This window comes from Hymenobacter bucti, assembly GCF_042681145.1.
Taxonomy (GTDB): Bacteria; Bacteroidota; Bacteroidia; order Cytophagales; family Hymenobacteraceae; genus Hymenobacter; species Hymenobacter bucti.
The window spans coordinates 219,984-235,217 of record NZ_JBHUFD010000003.1 but is presented as its reverse complement, the minus strand read 5'-3'; the positions used below and the strand labels follow the sequence as shown (position 1 = coordinate 235,217).

14 protein-coding genes are annotated in these 15,234 nt (G+C 62.3%); 12 read left to right on the top strand and 2 right to left on the bottom strand.

Annotated features, from left to right (window positions below):
- Window positions 1-19 precede the first annotated feature (19 nt).
- From hemG to ACFSDX_RS08650, 7 genes are all read left to right on the top strand, one after another.
- Window positions 20-1,384: a protoporphyrinogen oxidase gene (gene hemG / locus ACFSDX_RS08680; protein ID WP_382312932.1), complete on the top strand. Its 1,365-nt coding sequence runs from the start codon at window positions 20-22 to the stop codon at window positions 1,382-1,384.
- A gap of 177 nt (window positions 1,385-1,561) precedes the next feature.
- Window positions 1,562-2,317, top strand: coding sequence for a polyprenol monophosphomannose synthase (locus tag ACFSDX_RS08675; RefSeq protein WP_382312931.1), 756 nt, complete (start codon window positions 1,562-1,564; stop codon window positions 2,315-2,317).
- A gap of 102 nt (window positions 2,318-2,419) precedes the next feature.
- A complete protein-coding gene (locus ACFSDX_RS08670) occupies window positions 2,420-3,346 on the top strand; it encodes a TerC family protein (protein WP_382312930.1) in 927 nt (308 codons plus the stop codon).
- An 80-nt stretch (window positions 3,347-3,426) separates the two neighbouring features.
- A complete protein-coding gene (gene egtD, locus ACFSDX_RS08665) occupies window positions 3,427-4,389 on the top strand; it encodes an L-histidine N(alpha)-methyltransferase (protein ID WP_382312929.1) in 963 nt (320 codons plus the stop codon).
- A 168-nt stretch (window positions 4,390-4,557) separates the two neighbouring features.
- Complete coding sequence (locus ACFSDX_RS08660; protein ID WP_382312928.1) at window positions 4,558-5,940, top strand: MATE family efflux transporter; 1,383 nt, start codon at window positions 4,558-4,560, stop codon at window positions 5,938-5,940.
- 244 nt (window positions 5,941-6,184) lie between these two features.
- On the top strand, window positions 6,185-6,745 hold the full coding sequence (locus ACFSDX_RS08655; RefSeq protein WP_382312927.1) for a DUF922 domain-containing protein: 561 nt from the start codon (window positions 6,185-6,187) through the stop codon (window positions 6,743-6,745).
- Between the two features lie 75 nt (window positions 6,746-6,820).
- Window positions 6,821-7,153, top strand: coding sequence for a tRNA-binding protein (locus ACFSDX_RS08650; protein WP_382312926.1), 333 nt, complete (start codon window positions 6,821-6,823; stop codon window positions 7,151-7,153).
- A 72-nt stretch (window positions 7,154-7,225) separates the two neighbouring features.
- Here ACFSDX_RS08650 and ACFSDX_RS08645 read toward each other — a convergent pair whose 3' ends face one another.
- On the bottom strand, window positions 7,226-7,633 hold the full coding sequence (locus tag ACFSDX_RS08645; RefSeq protein WP_382312924.1) for a DUF4296 domain-containing protein: 408 nt from the start codon (window positions 7,631-7,633) through the stop codon (window positions 7,226-7,228).
- A 39-nt stretch (window positions 7,634-7,672) separates the two neighbouring features.
- On the opposite strand from ACFSDX_RS08645, the gene ACFSDX_RS08640 reads away from it, so the two are divergent.
- The 5 genes from ACFSDX_RS08640 (at window position 7,673) to ACFSDX_RS08620 (ending at window position 12,692) form a co-directional block, all read left to right on the top strand.
- Window positions 7,673-8,584 carry a DUF58 domain-containing protein gene (locus tag ACFSDX_RS08640; protein WP_382312923.1) on the top strand — a complete coding sequence of 304 codons (912 nt, stop codon included), beginning with the start codon at window positions 7,673-7,675 and terminating at the stop codon, window positions 8,582-8,584.
- A 111-nt stretch (window positions 8,585-8,695) separates the two neighbouring features.
- On the top strand, window positions 8,696-9,592 hold the full coding sequence (locus ACFSDX_RS08635) for a hypothetical protein (RefSeq protein WP_382312921.1): 897 nt from the start codon (window positions 8,696-8,698) through the stop codon (window positions 9,590-9,592).
- Between the two features lie 76 nt (window positions 9,593-9,668).
- Window positions 9,669-10,358 carry an SIR2 family NAD-dependent protein deacylase gene (locus tag ACFSDX_RS08630; protein WP_382312920.1) on the top strand — a complete coding sequence of 230 codons (690 nt, stop codon included), beginning with the start codon at window positions 9,669-9,671 and terminating at the stop codon, window positions 10,356-10,358.
- 135 nt (window positions 10,359-10,493) lie between these two features.
- Window positions 10,494-11,495, top strand: a complete 1,002-nt coding sequence (gene rhuM / locus ACFSDX_RS08625; RefSeq protein ID WP_382312919.1) for a RhuM family protein — start codon at window positions 10,494-10,496, stop codon at window positions 11,493-11,495.
- 219 nt (window positions 11,496-11,714) lie between these two features.
- A complete protein-coding gene (locus ACFSDX_RS08620; protein WP_382312917.1) occupies window positions 11,715-12,692 on the top strand; it encodes a Ppx/GppA phosphatase family protein in 978 nt (325 codons plus the stop codon).
- Window positions 12,693-12,774: 82 nt separating this feature from the next.
- On the opposite strand, the gene ppk1 is transcribed toward ACFSDX_RS08620, so the two are convergent.
- Entirely contained in the window at window positions 12,775-15,123 is a 2,349-nt protein-coding gene (gene ppk1 / locus ACFSDX_RS08615) for a polyphosphate kinase 1 (RefSeq protein ID WP_382312915.1), read from the bottom strand.
- Between the last annotated feature and the right edge of the window lie 111 nt (window positions 15,124-15,234).

The following is a 15,234-nucleotide window of genomic DNA, read 5'->3' as shown; positions in this document are numbered from 1 at the left end:
CAGCCAACAGCTAAAAAATATGCGCATTGCCATTATCGGCGGCGGGCTCACGGGCCTTACGCTGGCTTATTACTTGCAGCAGGCGGGCGTGGCCTACGACCTGTTTGAGGCCAGCGAGCGGCCGGGCGGCAACCTGCACTCGCCCCAAAACCTAGCCGGCTACCAGCTCGAAGCCGGCCCCAACTCGTTGCTACTTAGCGCTGAGCTGGAAGAACTACTGACCGAGCTAGGCTTGCAGGAGGCTATTCAGGAGGCGGCGCCCGTGAGCCAGCACCGGTACGTGCTGCGCCGCGGCGCCTACCAGGCGCTGCCCGCCTCGCCCCCCAAGCTGCTAACCAGCTCTTTTTTCAGCTTAAAAACCAAGCTAGGGCTGCTCCGCGAGCTGGTGCGCCGCCCCGCGCCGCCCGTGCCGGGCGAAACTATCGCGGCGTTTTTCGAGCGGCATTTCGGGTCTGAAGTGGTCGACTACGCCGTCAATCCCTTCGTGGCCGGCATCTACGCCGGAGACCCTCGGGAGCTGCTGCTGGCGCTCACCTTTCCGCAGCTAGCCGCGCTGGAAGCGCAATATGGCTCGGTGCTGCGGGGCTTCGCGGCGTCGCAAAAAGGCAAAAGCGGCGCCCGGCGGCGCACCATTACGCTGCGCGGCGGCGTGCAAACGCTCACCGATGCCCTGGCCGCCCGCCTCACCCACTACCACCTAGGGCAGCCCATTACGGCAGTGCGCAATGAACAATTAGCAAGGAGCCAAGAGCAGCTCAACTCGCCCGACTACCGCCTGACAATCAATAATCAACTGTCACCGCTTACCTACTCGCACCTGGCGCTGGCAGTGCCAGCCTACGCGGCTGCTGAGCTGCTGCGCCCGCTGCACCTGGCCGCGGCCGACGCGCTGGCTGCCGTGCGCTACCCGCCCATGACGCTCGTGTACTCGGCCTACGACCGAGCAGCCGTGACGCACCCGCTGGCGGGCTTCGGGGCGCTGAACCCGCGGGTGGAGGGCACGTACTCGGCCGGCTCCATCTGGACCAGCTCGCTCTTTCCCGACCGGGCGCCCGCCGGGCAGGTGCTGTTTACCAGCTTCGTGGGCGGGGCGCAATTTGCCCGGCAGGCGCAGGAGCCCGAGGCCACTCAGCTAGCGGCCGTACACCAGGAGCTGAGCCGGCTCTACGGCATTGAGGGGGCGCCGCGCTGGCAGGGGCGCTACTACTGGCCACGCAGCATTCCACAGTTCGACCAGCACTTAGAGGCGGCGCGGGCGGCTTTTGCGCCGCTCGCGGCGGCCGGCATCGTGGCCGTGGCCAACTGGCAGGCCGGCGTGAGCGTGCCTGACTGCGTGAAGCACGCGCGCCGGGTGAGTGACGAGCTGGCGGGCCAGGTGGCGTGAAATAGCGGCTATTTTCTGCTTCGCCAAGGCACGGCCATGCAATCTTCCTGGTTGCTATAGCATCTTTCCGCTACTCGCCAGAAAGCCCGGTTGGTTGCCGCATGCCGGCAAAAACTGGCCAAGCTTGTACCGGGTACTTCACCACCCACCTACCCACCCGCCTTATCTTTGCCCGCCATGAGTATACTGGCCGCCGGACTGGTCCTGATTCCGACGTACAACGAGCGGGAAAACGTTGAATTGATTATTCGGGCGGTGTTAGGCCTACCCAAGAATTTTCACATCTTGATTATCGATGATGGCTCGCCCGATGGCACGGGCGCCATCGTGCGCGGGCTCCTAGGTGAGTTTGTGGGCCGCTTATTTCTGGAAGAGCGGGCGGGCAAGCAGGGCTTGGGCACGGCCTACATTTTCGGCTTTCGCTGGGCCCTAGCGCGCGGCTACGACTTTATCTTTGAGATGGATGCCGACTTCTCGCACAACCCCCAGGACCTGCTGCGCCTGCACGAGGCCTGCGCCGTGCAGGGCTACGACCTGGCCATCGGCTCGCGCTACAGCGACGGCGTGAATGTGGTGAACTGGCCCATGAACCGGGTGCTCATGTCCTATTTCGCCTCTAAGTATGTGCGCGGCATCACGGGCATGCCCATTCACGATGCCACGGCCGGCTTCAAATGCTACGCGGCCCGCGTGCTGCGCGCCATCGACCTCAGCAAAATACACTTTGTGGGCTACGCCTTCCAGATTGAGATGAAATGGCTGGCCTACTGCCTGAAGTTTCGGCTCAAGGAAGTGCCCATCATTTTTACCGACCGCACGCGGGGGCATTCCAAAATGTCGTCGGGCATTTTTAAGGAAGCCCTCTTCGGCGTCGTCCAGATGAAGCTCAGCAGCTGGGTGCACCCGCCGCGGCGGCTTTCTTCGGAGAATTAAAAAATCAGGGATTGTAGATTAAAAATTTGTTGAATTAAATCAGCAATTTTTAATCTATAATTCATAATTTCTAATTCCTCGTAAGAGAACCGACCCTGCCGTATGGAAAATACCCCGCTGTTCTGGATTCTCTTTAATCTGTTCGTAATCGGGCTGTTGCTGCTCGATTTGCTGGTGCTCAACCGCCGGGCGCACGCCATCCAACTGAAGGAGGCGCTGGGCTGGAGCGCTTTTTGGGTCACGTTGTCGCTGTGCTTCAACTACTTCGTGTACCGCACCATGGGCCACCAGGCGGGGGTAGAGTGGCTCACGGGCTATCTCGTGGAGAAGGCCCTGAGCGTGGACAATCTGTTCGTGTTCCTGCTCATTTTCACCTACTTTAAGGTCCCCGCTGAGCACCAGCACCGCATTCTGTTTTGGGGCGTGCTGGGGGCGCTGGTGCTGCGGGGCATTTTCATTCTAGCAGGCGCGGCACTGCTGGCCAAATTTCACTTTTTGCTCTACGTCCTAGGTGCCTTCCTGGTGTACACAGGCGTGCGGATGGGCCTGAGCAGCAGTAGCGAGCCCGACATTGACCCCGAGGGCAACCCCATCGTGCGGTTCCTGGGCCGGCACTTTCCCATCAGCCGGCAGCTCGATGGCGGCAAGTTTTTTACGCGGCGCGAGGGTGTGCGCTTTGCCACGCCGCTGCTGGTGGTGCTGGTGCTGATAGAAACCACGGACGTGGTGTTCGCGGCCGATTCCATCCCGGCCATTCTGGCCATTTCGCGCGATACGTTCGTGGTGTACACTTCCAACGTGTTTGCGCTGCTGGGGCTGCGGGCGCTGTACTTTGCACTGGCCAGCCTCATGCAACTCTTTCATTACCTGCACTATGGTCTGGCGCTGATTCTGATTTTTATTGGCGCTAAGCTGCTGCTCGAAGACGTGTACCCCTTTCCGATGCCCGTGGCGCTGGGTGCAGTGGGCGTGCTGCTACTGGGCTCTGTGGCGGCCTCGCTGTTGTGGCCGCAAAAGCCGGCCGCGTAGCCACCTAGGCTACCTTTCCCAACATATCCGGCCCTTCGCGGCTTTCCTATGCCGACGTTTCACCTCCTGCTTCCTTCCCCTTGTCCACCCTGGCCGACCACGTAGCCCACGGCTTCGCCCAAACTCCTAAGTCCTTATCTTCCAAGTACTTTTACGACGCGGCGGGCAGCCGGCTGTTTCAGCAGATAATGGCCCTGCCCGAGTACTACCCCACTCGCACCGAGCTCGCCATTTTCCAAACGCAGGGCCCGGCCATCGTGCGGGCGCTGCAAGCGGGCGCGGCCGATGCGCCCACCGGCCAAGCGCTGGCTGTGGTGGAGCTAGGCGCCGGCGATGGTCTGAAAACCAAGATTTTGCTACGCGAGCTGCTCGCGCAGTCGGCCGCCTTCACCTACGTACCGGTCGATATTTCGCCCTCGGCGCTGGAGGAGCTGGTGGCCTCGCTGCGCGAGGAGCTACCCACCCTGCCCACCGAGCCCCTGGCGGCCGAATACACCGCCGCCCTCGCCACGCTGGCCCAGCGGCCGGGTGCCAAGGCGGTGCTGTTCCTGGGGTCCAACATCGGCAACTTTGGGCCCGCTGACCAGCGTGACTTCCTACAAGCGCTGGCCGCCCCGCTCACAGCCGCCGACCGCCTGCTGGTGGGCTTCGACCTCTGCAAGGACCCGCGCCGCATCCGGGCTGCTTATGATGATGCCCAGGGCATCACGGCTGAGTTCAACCTCAACCTGCTGCGCCGCTTCAACGCTGAGCTAGGGGCTGATTTTCAACTTGATGCCTGGCAGCACTACCCCGACTACGACCCCAGCACCGGGGCCATGCGCTCGTGGCTGGTGAGCCGCCGCGCCCAAACCGTACGGGTAGCCGCCCTAGGTGGGCAGGCGTTTGATTTTGCGGCCTGGGAGGCCATTCACACCGAAAACTCCTTCAAGTTTACCCTGCCCCAGATTGCGGCGCTGGCCCTGGCGGCGGGCCTGCGCGTGGTCGAGGTTTTTCAGGACGAGGCCGGCGACTTTGCCGACGTGGTACTGGCGCGGGCGTAAATTTGCTTTTCAGTTTCAGAAATAATACAAACGTGTCATGCTGACGTAAGGAAGCATCTCGCGTGGCGCAGCAATTTCTACACCTAGAGGTTAGCTGCCCATGCCTGATACTTCCTTCGTGAGCATGACACGTTTGTTTACAGCTACTTCCATCTAAATACGTCCGTTTTGAAAAAGCACTTTCGCCCTACCATTCTGCTAGCCTACCCCGTCGTGCTCAGCCAGCTCGGCCACGTGCTGGTGGGCGTGTGCGACTCGGTGATGGTGGGTCAATTGGGCAAGCTGCCGCTCGATGCCGTGGGCATGGGCGTGAGCGTGACCACGCTGCTGCTGGTGCTGGGCCTGGGCATCAGCATGGGCTCGGTGCCGCGGGTGGCGGCGGCCAACGGGCGCGGCGATGAGGAGTTTCTGGGCCGCTTGCTGGTGGGCACCGTCTGGATGAATACGCTGGTGGGCGTGGCGCTGCTGGGCCTCAGCCAGCTGCTGCCGCTGCTGCTGCCCCGCCTGGGGCAGGCGCCCGAGGTGGTGGCGCTGGCCACGCCCTGGGTGCGCGTGGTGGGTCTGTCGCTGCTGCCGCTGATGGTGTTTCAGGGCTTCCGCGAGTGGGCCGAGGGCCTGGGGCTGACCAAGCAGGCCATGCAGCTTTCCATTGCGGGCAACGTGGTGAACGCGCTGCTGTGCTACGCGCTCATTTTTGGGCACTTCGGCGCCCCGGCCATGGGGCTGATGGGCGCGGCCTGGGCCACGCTGGTTTCGCGCATCGGCATGGCCGTGCTCATGGCGCAGTTCGTGCTACGGAGCGAGCAGCTCCGCAGCCGGCGCCCCGCCGACGCGGGCCAGTGGCTGCGGCCGGGCCTGGCCGAGTTGCGCGGGCAGCTGGCCCTGGGCCTGCCCATCGGCGTGCAAATGATGCTGGAGGTGGGCGCCTTCAGCGTATCGTACCTGATGATAGGCTGGATTGGCGTGACGCCCCAGGCCGCCCACCAGATTGCCATCAACGTGGCCTCCGTTACCTATATGGCGGCCACCGGCATTGCGGCGGCGGCCACCATCCGGGTGGGCAACCTGCGCGGCAGCGGCGACCTGGCCGAGGCGCGGCAGGCGGGCTTCGCGGCCTACTGGCTGGCCTTCGGGTTTATGGGCGCCATGGGGCTGCTGCTGCTGGCGCTGCGCCACGTCATTCCGCCGCTCTACAACCACGACCCGCTGGTGCTGGCGCAGGCCGCCACGCTGCTCACCATCGCGGCCGCTTTCCAGGTTTCGGATGGCTTGCAGGTGGTGGGCCTGGGGGCCCTGCGCGGGCTTGAAGACGTGAAAGTGCCCTCCCTGGTGGCGCTGCTGGCTTACTGGGCCATTGCGCTGCCGCTGGGTTACTATCTGGGCTTCGGGCTGCACCTAGGGGCCGTGGGCGTGTGGCTGGGCCTGCTCACGGGCCTCTCCATAGTGGCGGTGGTGCTGCTGCTGCGCTTCCGGCGCGAAAGCCAGCCGGGCGCGCTGCCGCCCGCTGGCCGGGTTTTAGCCAGCGCCAATGCGGTGGCATTGGCGGGCTAGCGCAGGCGTTGGCTCGTAGCGTGAGCTTCGTATTTCGCGTTTTGGCAACGTGTGAACGACGTAAAAACGCGCACTACAAAGTGCGCGCTACGGCATCTTTAGCGCCGTAGCTGCTTCGGCCAGCCACCTAGGGCTGTGGAGTGAATTAGCAAAGAGACACCACCTCTTCCACCTTCACCCAGCCGACACTTTTTAGCGACCTAGGGCGTTTGTAGGCTGGTACTCATCGTCCTTTTTTCTGCTCATGCTCTATCAGGTTTTTGCCGGCGCGCTTTTGCTGCTGGCTGGTTTCTCAACGGCGGCCCCGGCCCAGACTATTCCGGGCGGCAGCCTGCACTGGTCGGCCAGCCGGCCGCTGGTACTCGCCGATTTTAAGGCCCGGCCCCGGCCCGGCCAAACCCACGCGGCGCTCACCTCGGCTACCATTGTGGCCAAGGTGGCGTGCCGCAGCAACCAGTTTAGCGGCCACGTGCAGGCCGCCTTCGACCCCACGCTGTCGTGGGTGCGCGACCCGGCCACCATCACGCCCAAGCTGCTGCGCCACGAGCAGCTGCACTTCGACATTACGGAGGTGTATGCCCGCCGCCTGCGCCAGCGGCTGGCCGGCGTCAGCATCCCGTGCGCCGAGCTTGGGCCCATGTTTCAGCGCCTGAGCCAGAGCGTGTACGCCGATTGGGAAAAGGCCGAGGACCAGTATGACCGCGATACAAACCACGGCCTCAAGCCCGCGCAGCAGGCGCAGTGGGAAGCGCAGGTGCAGCAGCAGCTGCTGGAGCTAGCCGCCTTTGCCGATAAGGAGGCCTAGGCGCGCTGGGCTAAGTTTGTCATGCTGAGCATGACGAATTACTCACTATTTGTTCTCGTCGTACCTCACGCTGCTATGCTCACCTGGGAAGAACTTGAAAAAGTAGACCTGCGCGCCGGCACCATCCTGGAGGCCCGCGAGTTTCCGCAGGCGCGCAAGCCGGCGTACCAGCTGGTGCTGGATTTCGGCCCCGAAATTGGCCTCAAGCAAAGCAGCGCGCAACTCACGCACCACTACTCGCCCGCCACGCTGGTGGGCCGGCAGGTGCTGGCTGTGGTCAACTTTCCGCCCAAGCAGATTGGTCCGTTTCGCTCCGAAGTGCTGGTGGTAGGCGCCCCCGATGCCGAGGGCCACACCGTATTAGCCGCCCTCGCCGCGCCCGTACCCAACGGCAGCCGCCTATATTAGCAATGAGCAATTAACAATGAACAGACTATTACTTGGCCTGCTCATTACTCATTGTTAATTGCTCATTACTCCCTAGGGGCGCGGGGGCGTTGGCTGCGTACTCTTGTTGAGCTTGGCTGCGCGGTACTCCAAAGAGTCGATGACGACTTTGTAAATCTCATCCATGTCCTTGTGATTAACGACGTAGAACCGGTAGCTGCGCGGCAGCACCGAGTCAGCCTCCGATACGTTGTTCTTGCGCAAAATCTCGCTCTTTTGCTGCTGAAACAGCGCCCGCGCCGAATCGGGCGTCAGGCGGCTCGCTTCGACCCGGGCCTCCAGCAGGTGCAGCTGCACCAGCAGGCTTACCATCTCCGGCTTAGAAAGCAGCTGCGGCGGCGGCTCCACTTCTTCGGGAATGGCGCAGCTGGTGAGCACGGCCAGCAGCAGGCCGCTGAAGACTTGCCCAGACCGGGCCGCGAGGAAACGAGCGTATTTCACCCCCAAAAATAACGCCGAAGCCGTAGCTTCGCCGCTACCATGCCCGCCCCCGACGCCTCCGCCCCTGCTTTTCCGGCCAGCCTCGCGGGGCTGGTGCGCCGCCTGCGCCACCTCGAAATCCGGATGCGCCACGCCGTAGAAAGCCAGCTGCAAGGCAATTTCCGGTCGGTATTCCGGGGCACGGGGCTCGAGTTCGACGACGTGCGCCTCTACCAGTACGGCGACGAGGTGCGGGCCATCGACTGGGCCGTGAGCAGCAAAGGCCACGGCACCTTCGTCAAAACCTACAAGGAGGAGCGCGAGCAGCAGGTGCTGGTGGCCCTCGACGTAAGCGCCTCGCAGCGCGTGGGCCACGCCGCCAGCGGCCAGCGCAAGCTCGACGTGGGCCGCGACCTGGCCGGGCTACTGGCCCTCTCGGCCGCCCGCCAGGATTCGGCCCTGGGCCTGCTGGCTTTTTCCGACCAAAAGGAGCTGTACCTGCCCCCCGCCAAGGGGCTGCGCGCGGCCTACGTGCTCATTCAGCGGCTGTTTGCCTTGGAGCCGGCCTCGCGGCATACGGGCCTGGGCACCGGCATCAAGCTGGCCCTGAGCCTCCTGCGCCGGCGCAGCCTGGTGGTGCTGATTTCTGACTTCATCGACGAGCACTACGAGCGCGAGCTCACCATGCTGGCCCGCCAGCACGACCTGCTGGTGGTGCAGTTGCTGGCCCCGCAGGAGGCCGAGTTTCCGGCCCTAGGTATCGTGCCGCTGCGCGACGCCGAAACCGGCGTGCTGCGCTGGGTCGACACCTCGGCCCCGAGCTTTCGGGCCAGCTACGCCGCCCAAACGGCGGCCCGCCAGCAGGCCCTGCAAACCCTCTGCCGCCGCCAGCGCGTGGGCTTTCTGGCCCTGCGCACCGACCACGATTTTGTGCCGCAGCTGGTGGGGCTGTTTCAGCGGCGTGGGCACTAGGTGAATTATGAATTAAAAACTATGAATTATGAATTAGCCTGCTTTTTCAGGCATTTTGGTAGGCTGAAAGAAAACCCTGCGCCACCATGCGCCTCACCCCGGCGCCACCCTGTGGGAAACCGCCTGCTGCTAGCTGCGCTCCTGCTAAGTAGCCTTAGTGCCCAGGCGCAGGCGCCCACGGGTCGCTTTTCGCGGGCGGCCGTGGCGGTGGGCCAGCCCCTCGACTACGAGCTGCGCTACGAGCACGCGGCGAATGAGGAAGTGATATTTCCCGATTCGCTGGCCCAATTTGCGCCTTTCGAGTACGTGGGGCGCACCTGGCAGCCCACGCGCACGGCCCGCGGCCGCAGCCTCGACCGCACCGTGTATCACCTGCGCACGTTTTCGCTGGCCCCGGTGCAGGCCTTGCAGCTGCCGGTGCTGGTGCTGCGCGGCGCCACCGACACCCTGCGCCTGCTGCCGCCCGCCGCCCAGGTGCAGCTGCGCCGCACGGCCCCGGCGCCCGGCAGCGCGGCCGCCAGCCCCCCGGCGCTGCGCCAGGACCTAGGGCAGCTGCCCCTAGAGCCCGCGTTCAACTACCCGTTCTGGCTGGCGGGGCTGGCCGGCGTGCTACTGCTGGCGGTGGGCGTAGCGGCGCTGTTTGGCCAGCGCTGGCGGCGGCGCTATGGGCGCTACAAGCGCCGCAAAAACCACGTGTACTTCCTGGCGCAGTTTGCCCGCCACGCCGAGCGCTTCACGCTTTCGCGCTCGGCCCCAGTGGCCGAGCGCGTAGTGGTGCTCTGGAAAAACTACCTATCCAATCTGGAAGACACCAATCTTAGCTCGCTCACCACCAAGGAGCTAGTCGAGCACTTCAACAACGACGACGACGTGCGCCGCGCCCTGCGCGCCACCGACCGCGTGGTATATGGCAACCTGCTCAGCGAAGATGCGCAGGAAGTGGATGCCGCTTTTCAGCGCCTGCGCAACTTTGCCGAGCGGCAATACGAATTAGTAGCGGCAAGCTAGCCCCTCGATTTACCGCCCCGGCAGTTGCCCACTTCGCATTGCTTTCTGCTCATTATTAATTGCTCATTGCATCAATATGGCTCACCTAGTAGTCCTCACCGGGGCCGGCGTATCGGCCGAGAGCGGCATTCGCACCTTCCGCGACACCAACGGGCTCTGGGAAGAGCACCGCATCGAGGACGTGGCCACGCCCGAAGCCTTTGCTCGCAACCCAGCCCTGGTACTCGATTTTTATAACAAGCGCCGCGCCCAGGCCCGCGAAGTAGCGCCCAACGCCGCCCACTTGGCCCTGGCTGGCTTCGAGGAAGTACCGGGCTGGTCGGTCAGCATCATCACCCAAAACGTGGATGACCTGCACGAGCGCGCCGGCTCGACCCAGGTGCTGCACCTGCATGGCATGCTCAACGAGATGCGCTCGGTGAAGGACGAAACCACCATCTACGACTGCCCCGGTGAAATTCAGGTAGGCGACCTGGCGCCCGATGGCGGGCAGCTGCGCCCGCACATCGTGTGGTTTGGCGAAATGGTGCCCGCCATCGAAGAAGCCACCGAAACCGTGGCCACGGCCGATGCGCTGCTGGTAGTGGGCACCTCGCTGCAAGTGTACCCGGCCGCCGGGCTGCTGCACTACGCCCCGGCCGGCTGCCTGGTCTACGTCATCGACCCGCACCAGCCCGAAGTAACGGGCCGCCGCGGCGTGCGCTACGTGGTGGAAGCCGCCAGCGTGGGCGTGCCTCAGGTGCTGCGCGAGCTAGCCGGGCAATAGCGCATTAGGCCCGCGAAGGCCCACTGCACTACCCTAGGGCAGGGTTTAAACCACGATTGATAAGCGCAATGGGCTGTTTGATAACAAGTGGAAACATCCTTAGCTTTATAGCTTGCCCTTAGCTCGTTGCCTACCATGTTACCTACCACTCAGGATATTCTGCTCTACCAGTCGCCCGACGGGCAAATCCGCCTCGATGTGCAGCTCGACCACGATACTGTGTGGCTGACGCAGGCGCAGATGACAGAGCTGTTTAACATATCTAAAAAGACTGTAAGTGAACATATCGGTAATATTTTTCGAGAGGAAGAATTAAATGCAACGGCAGTTGTCCGGGAATCCCGGACGACTGCCGCCGACGGCAAAGCCTACCGCACTAAGTTTTACAATCTCGACGTCATTATATCGGTTGGCTACCGGGTAAAATCACCCCGCGGCACCAGTTTTCGGCAGTGGGCCACAAAAATCTTGCGCGAATACCTCGTGCAGGGCTACGCGCTAAATGAGAAGCGCTTGCGCGAAAGTGCCCGCCAACTTGCCGACCTCAAGCGGCTGGTGCAGCTGCAAGCAGAAGTAGCGACCAGCCAAGAGCTAACTGCCGACCAGTCCGATGCGTTGCTGCGCATCCTAGGCGACTATGCCCGGGCCCTCGACGTACTCGACCAGTACGACCATCAGCGCCTGCGGGTGGCTCGCGAGGCGGTGGCCGCACCAGCCGAGGAGCCGTTTGAGCTAACCCCGGAAAACGCCCGCCAAGCCATCGACGCTTTGCGCACGCAGTTTGGCGGCAGCACTTTATTTGGCCGCGAAAAAGACCAATCGTTTGAAAGCTCGGTACGCACGATTTACCAGAGCTTTGGGGGGCAGGACATGTACCCGAGCGTGGAAGAAAAGGCCGCTAACCTGTTGTACTTTGTTGTGAAAAACCATTCGTTTTCGGATGGCAACAAGCGTATTGCCGCCTTTTTATTCGTGTATTTTCTCGACCGCAATGGCTGTCTCTACCATTCTAGCGGCGCCCGACGGCTAGCCGATAATGCCTTAGTAGCGCTCACGCTTCTCATCGCCGAAAGCAAGCCCGAAGACAAAGACACGATGGCAACGCTTGTTGTCAACCTCATAAATAGCGACAATTAATCGCAGATTTAACGGATTGCGTAGATACGCCCGCCGGCGGCAGGCTGACTAGGCGAATAAAACAAGATAAACTGGATTTCGCACAAACTTGCGGCGCCAGGCGGTCGCAAAAACGACCCGCGTAACCCAACTTTGCAGCTTCTCTCATTTATCCGCATCGCCAGCTTGCGCAGCAAGCGTATCTGCGCAATCTGTTAAATCCGTTAAATCTGCGGTTCTATGGAGTATCAGCTTACCAAATTAGCCGCCATCGATATCGGCTCCAACGCCGTGCGCTGCCAGATTTCGGCCGTGCTTTTTTATAATGGCCGCTACCGGCTCAAGCGCGTCGAGTACGTGCGCTACCCGTTGCGCCTGGGCGAAGACGTGTTTGCCACCGGCGAGATTCCGGCGCGCAAAGCCGACAAGTTCGTCAAGTTTATGCACTCGCTTAAGCTGCTGATGGAGGTGCACGAGGTATCGCACCACCTCATTTGCGCCACCTCGGCCATGCGCACGGCCAGCAACGGCGCGGCCGTGGCCGAGCGCGTGCGCCAGGAGCTAGGCCTTGACATCCAGGTAATCGAAGGCCAGGCCGAAGCCGAATACATCAACCGCGTAATCGAGCACCTGCTCGAAGACAACCGCCACTACCTGCACATCGATGTGGGCGGCGGCAGCACCGAGTTCAACATCTACCACGACCGCCGCAAAGTGGCCGCGCAGTCGTTCGAAATCGGCTCTATCCGCCGCATGCAGCAGGAGCAAAGCGGCCGCACGGTGGAGGAAATGAACGGCCTCTGGCAGCGCATGGAGGCCTGGGTACGCGAAAACGCCCGCCGCTACCACGTCACGCGGGCCATTGGCACGGGCGGCAACATCAACAAGATTTACAGCATGTCGCCGGCCGCACCCAACAAGCCCGTGACCAAGCGCAGCGTGCAGGCCATCCTAGAGCGCTTGGGCAAGCTGAGCATGAACGAGCGCGTGAACGTGGCCATGCTCAACCCCGACCGCGCCGACGTGATTGTGCCTGCCGGCTACATCTACCTCTCGGCCATGGACTGGGCCGGCGTCAGCAGTATGATAGTGCCCGATATTGGCCTGAAGGACGGGATGCTCCAGGCCCTGTTTGAGCAGTATTTCGACGAAATCAGCCCCACTGTACACCCCAACATCCTGCCCGTGCCCGACGTGGAGAACGGCCCGCTGGTGTAGCACGACTAGGCGTCAAAAAGCAGACCCTCGGGCCCAACTTGCGAGTTCGGCCCGAGGGTCTGCTTTTTGCTACCTACTTCACCTAAGCAGTTTCGTCAACTACCGTAGCGGCAATGTCGTCTTCGTTTTCGACCTCGGTTTCCATCAGTGCCTCGCCTTGGCCAAAGGAATCGGCTCCGTCTTCCACGGCCGGCACGGTGGCAGCCGCGGCGGCGGCTTCGGCATCGGCCGTGGCTAGGCGCTGGCGCCGGGCGGCTTGCTCGTGCAGCAGGGCCAGCAGGCCTTCAGGCGTGGCCTGGGCGAGGCGCTCCTCGTCGGGGCGGCGGTAGAAATCGCGGTGCACGTTCACCACCGGCTCGCCGGCGGCGGGCTGCTGGCGCACGTAGGCCCCGTCCTCACGCATGAGGTAGCTGTTCTGGTTGTCCAGCAGGTTCAGCTGCAAAATAGCAATGGCCTCGCGTCGCAGCTGCGGATTGGTAATCAGGAACAACGCCTCGATGCGGCGGTCGAACGAGCGCACCATGGCATCGGCCGAGCCGGCGTAGACGCGCGCCTCGCCGCCGTGGTGGAAGTAAAGCAGGCGTGCGTGCTCTAGGTACTCACCCACGATGCTGCGCACCTCAATATTCTCGCTCAGCCCCGGCCGGCCCGGCCGCAGGCAGCAGATGCCCCGCACGATGAAGCGGATGGGCACGCCGGCCTTGCTGGCCTTGTAAAACTCATCAATCAGCTCCCGGTCCTCCAAGGAGTTCATCTTGATGACAACGCCGCTGGGCAGGCCCTTCTTGGCATTCTTGGCCTCCTCCCGCACCAGGTGAATGAGCTGCTGGCGCATGTCCTTAGGTGCCGTAATGAGGTATTCGTAGTCGTCGGGCTGCGAGTGGCCCGTGATTACGTTAAAAAACTCCGACACGTCGTGGCCATACGTATCGTTGGTGGTCAGCATGCTGAGGTCGGTATATAAGCGCGAGGTTTGCTCGTTGTAGTTGCCCGAGCCGATGTGCACGTAGCGCGTCACTTTCTCTCCCTCCTTCCGGATAATCATCAGCATTTTGGTGTGGGTCTTGTACTTACCCACACCGTAGATGACGAAGCAACCCGCCTTTTCGAGCCGGGCGCCCTCCCGAATGTTGCGTTCCTCATCAAAGCGCGCCTTCACCTCAAACAGCACCGAGACGTGCTTGCCGTTCTCGGCCGCCTTGAGCAGCGCGGCGGTCACGCGCGAGTCCTCGGCCAGGCGATAAATCGTTTGCTTGATACCTAGGACCTGCGGGTCCTCGGCGGCGCGCTCCAGCAGCCGCACCACCGGCTCGATACTATTGTAGGGGTGGTGCATCAGCACATCGTGGTGCTTAAGGTACTCAAACAGGTTCTCGTCGGCGCCGTCGGGCAGGCTCAGCGGGGCCACCGGGGCGGGCTGCTTGGCGCCCTTGCCCCGGAAGCTCGGGTAGCGCAGAATCTGGTTAAGACCCTTTAAATCAAGCAGGCCCGGAATCACGAAGATGTTGCCGTTGTCGATATTCCAGCGCTCGCGCAGAATATTCATCAGGTAGGACGAGGCGTCGGGCTCGACCTCCACGCGCACCACGCGGCCGCGCTTGCGGGTTTTCAGGCCCGTCTGAATTTCCTTGATAAAATCGGAGTCGATATCTTCCGACTCCTCTAGCGTGAAGTCACCGTTGCGCGTAATGCGCAGCAAGTCAGCCGATATTATCTCAACGTTGCGGAACAGCTTAGGCAGGTTTTCGCGCACGATTTCCTCAATCGGCACGAACACCACCCGGTCTTTGCGCGTGATTTCGAAGAAGCGCGTCAGGTTTTGCGGAATCTGCACAAACGTGAGGCGCTCCTGGCCCTTCTCCACGTCGGGTATCGAAGCGGGCGCCATGCTACCGACCTCGGCCGTGCTCAGGCCCCGCGTCACTACCCCAAAGGTTAGCACCTGGTTCATGATGAGCGGGAAGCCGTGGTACGAGTCGTACACCATCGGCGTAAGCAGCGGAAACACGGTGTTTTTGAAGTAGCCTTCCACCTTTTTCAACTCAATTTCCGTCAGCTCCGGCATCCGCCGAATGCTGAAGCCCTGCTTTTCAAATTGCGGCTTCAGCTCGTTTATGTACGTGAGCGATTGGTCATTGACGAAGCGGTGGGCAAAGTCGAGCAGCTTGCGCCGAAACGGCAGCTCGCGTAGGCCCGAGTAGTCGACGCGCTCCTTACCATAGTCGAGGTAATTGTAGAGCGAGCCCACCCGAATCATAAAAAACTCGTCCAGGTTCGAGCTCGTGATACTCATAAACCGCAGCTTGTCAAACAGCGAACGGCTCGGGTCCTTGGCCTGGTCGAGCACCCGGTAGTTGAAGCGCAGCCAGCTGAGGTCGCGGCTGATGTACTTGCTTTTGCGGATAAGGTCGGCGGATTTAAACAGCTTCATCGCAGATTTGACAGATTAAACGGATTGCGCAGATACGCCCGCCGGCGGCGGGCTGACTGGGGGCGGATAGGACAAAATAACGACTTACCGCGCATCGACAGTCCACCGGGA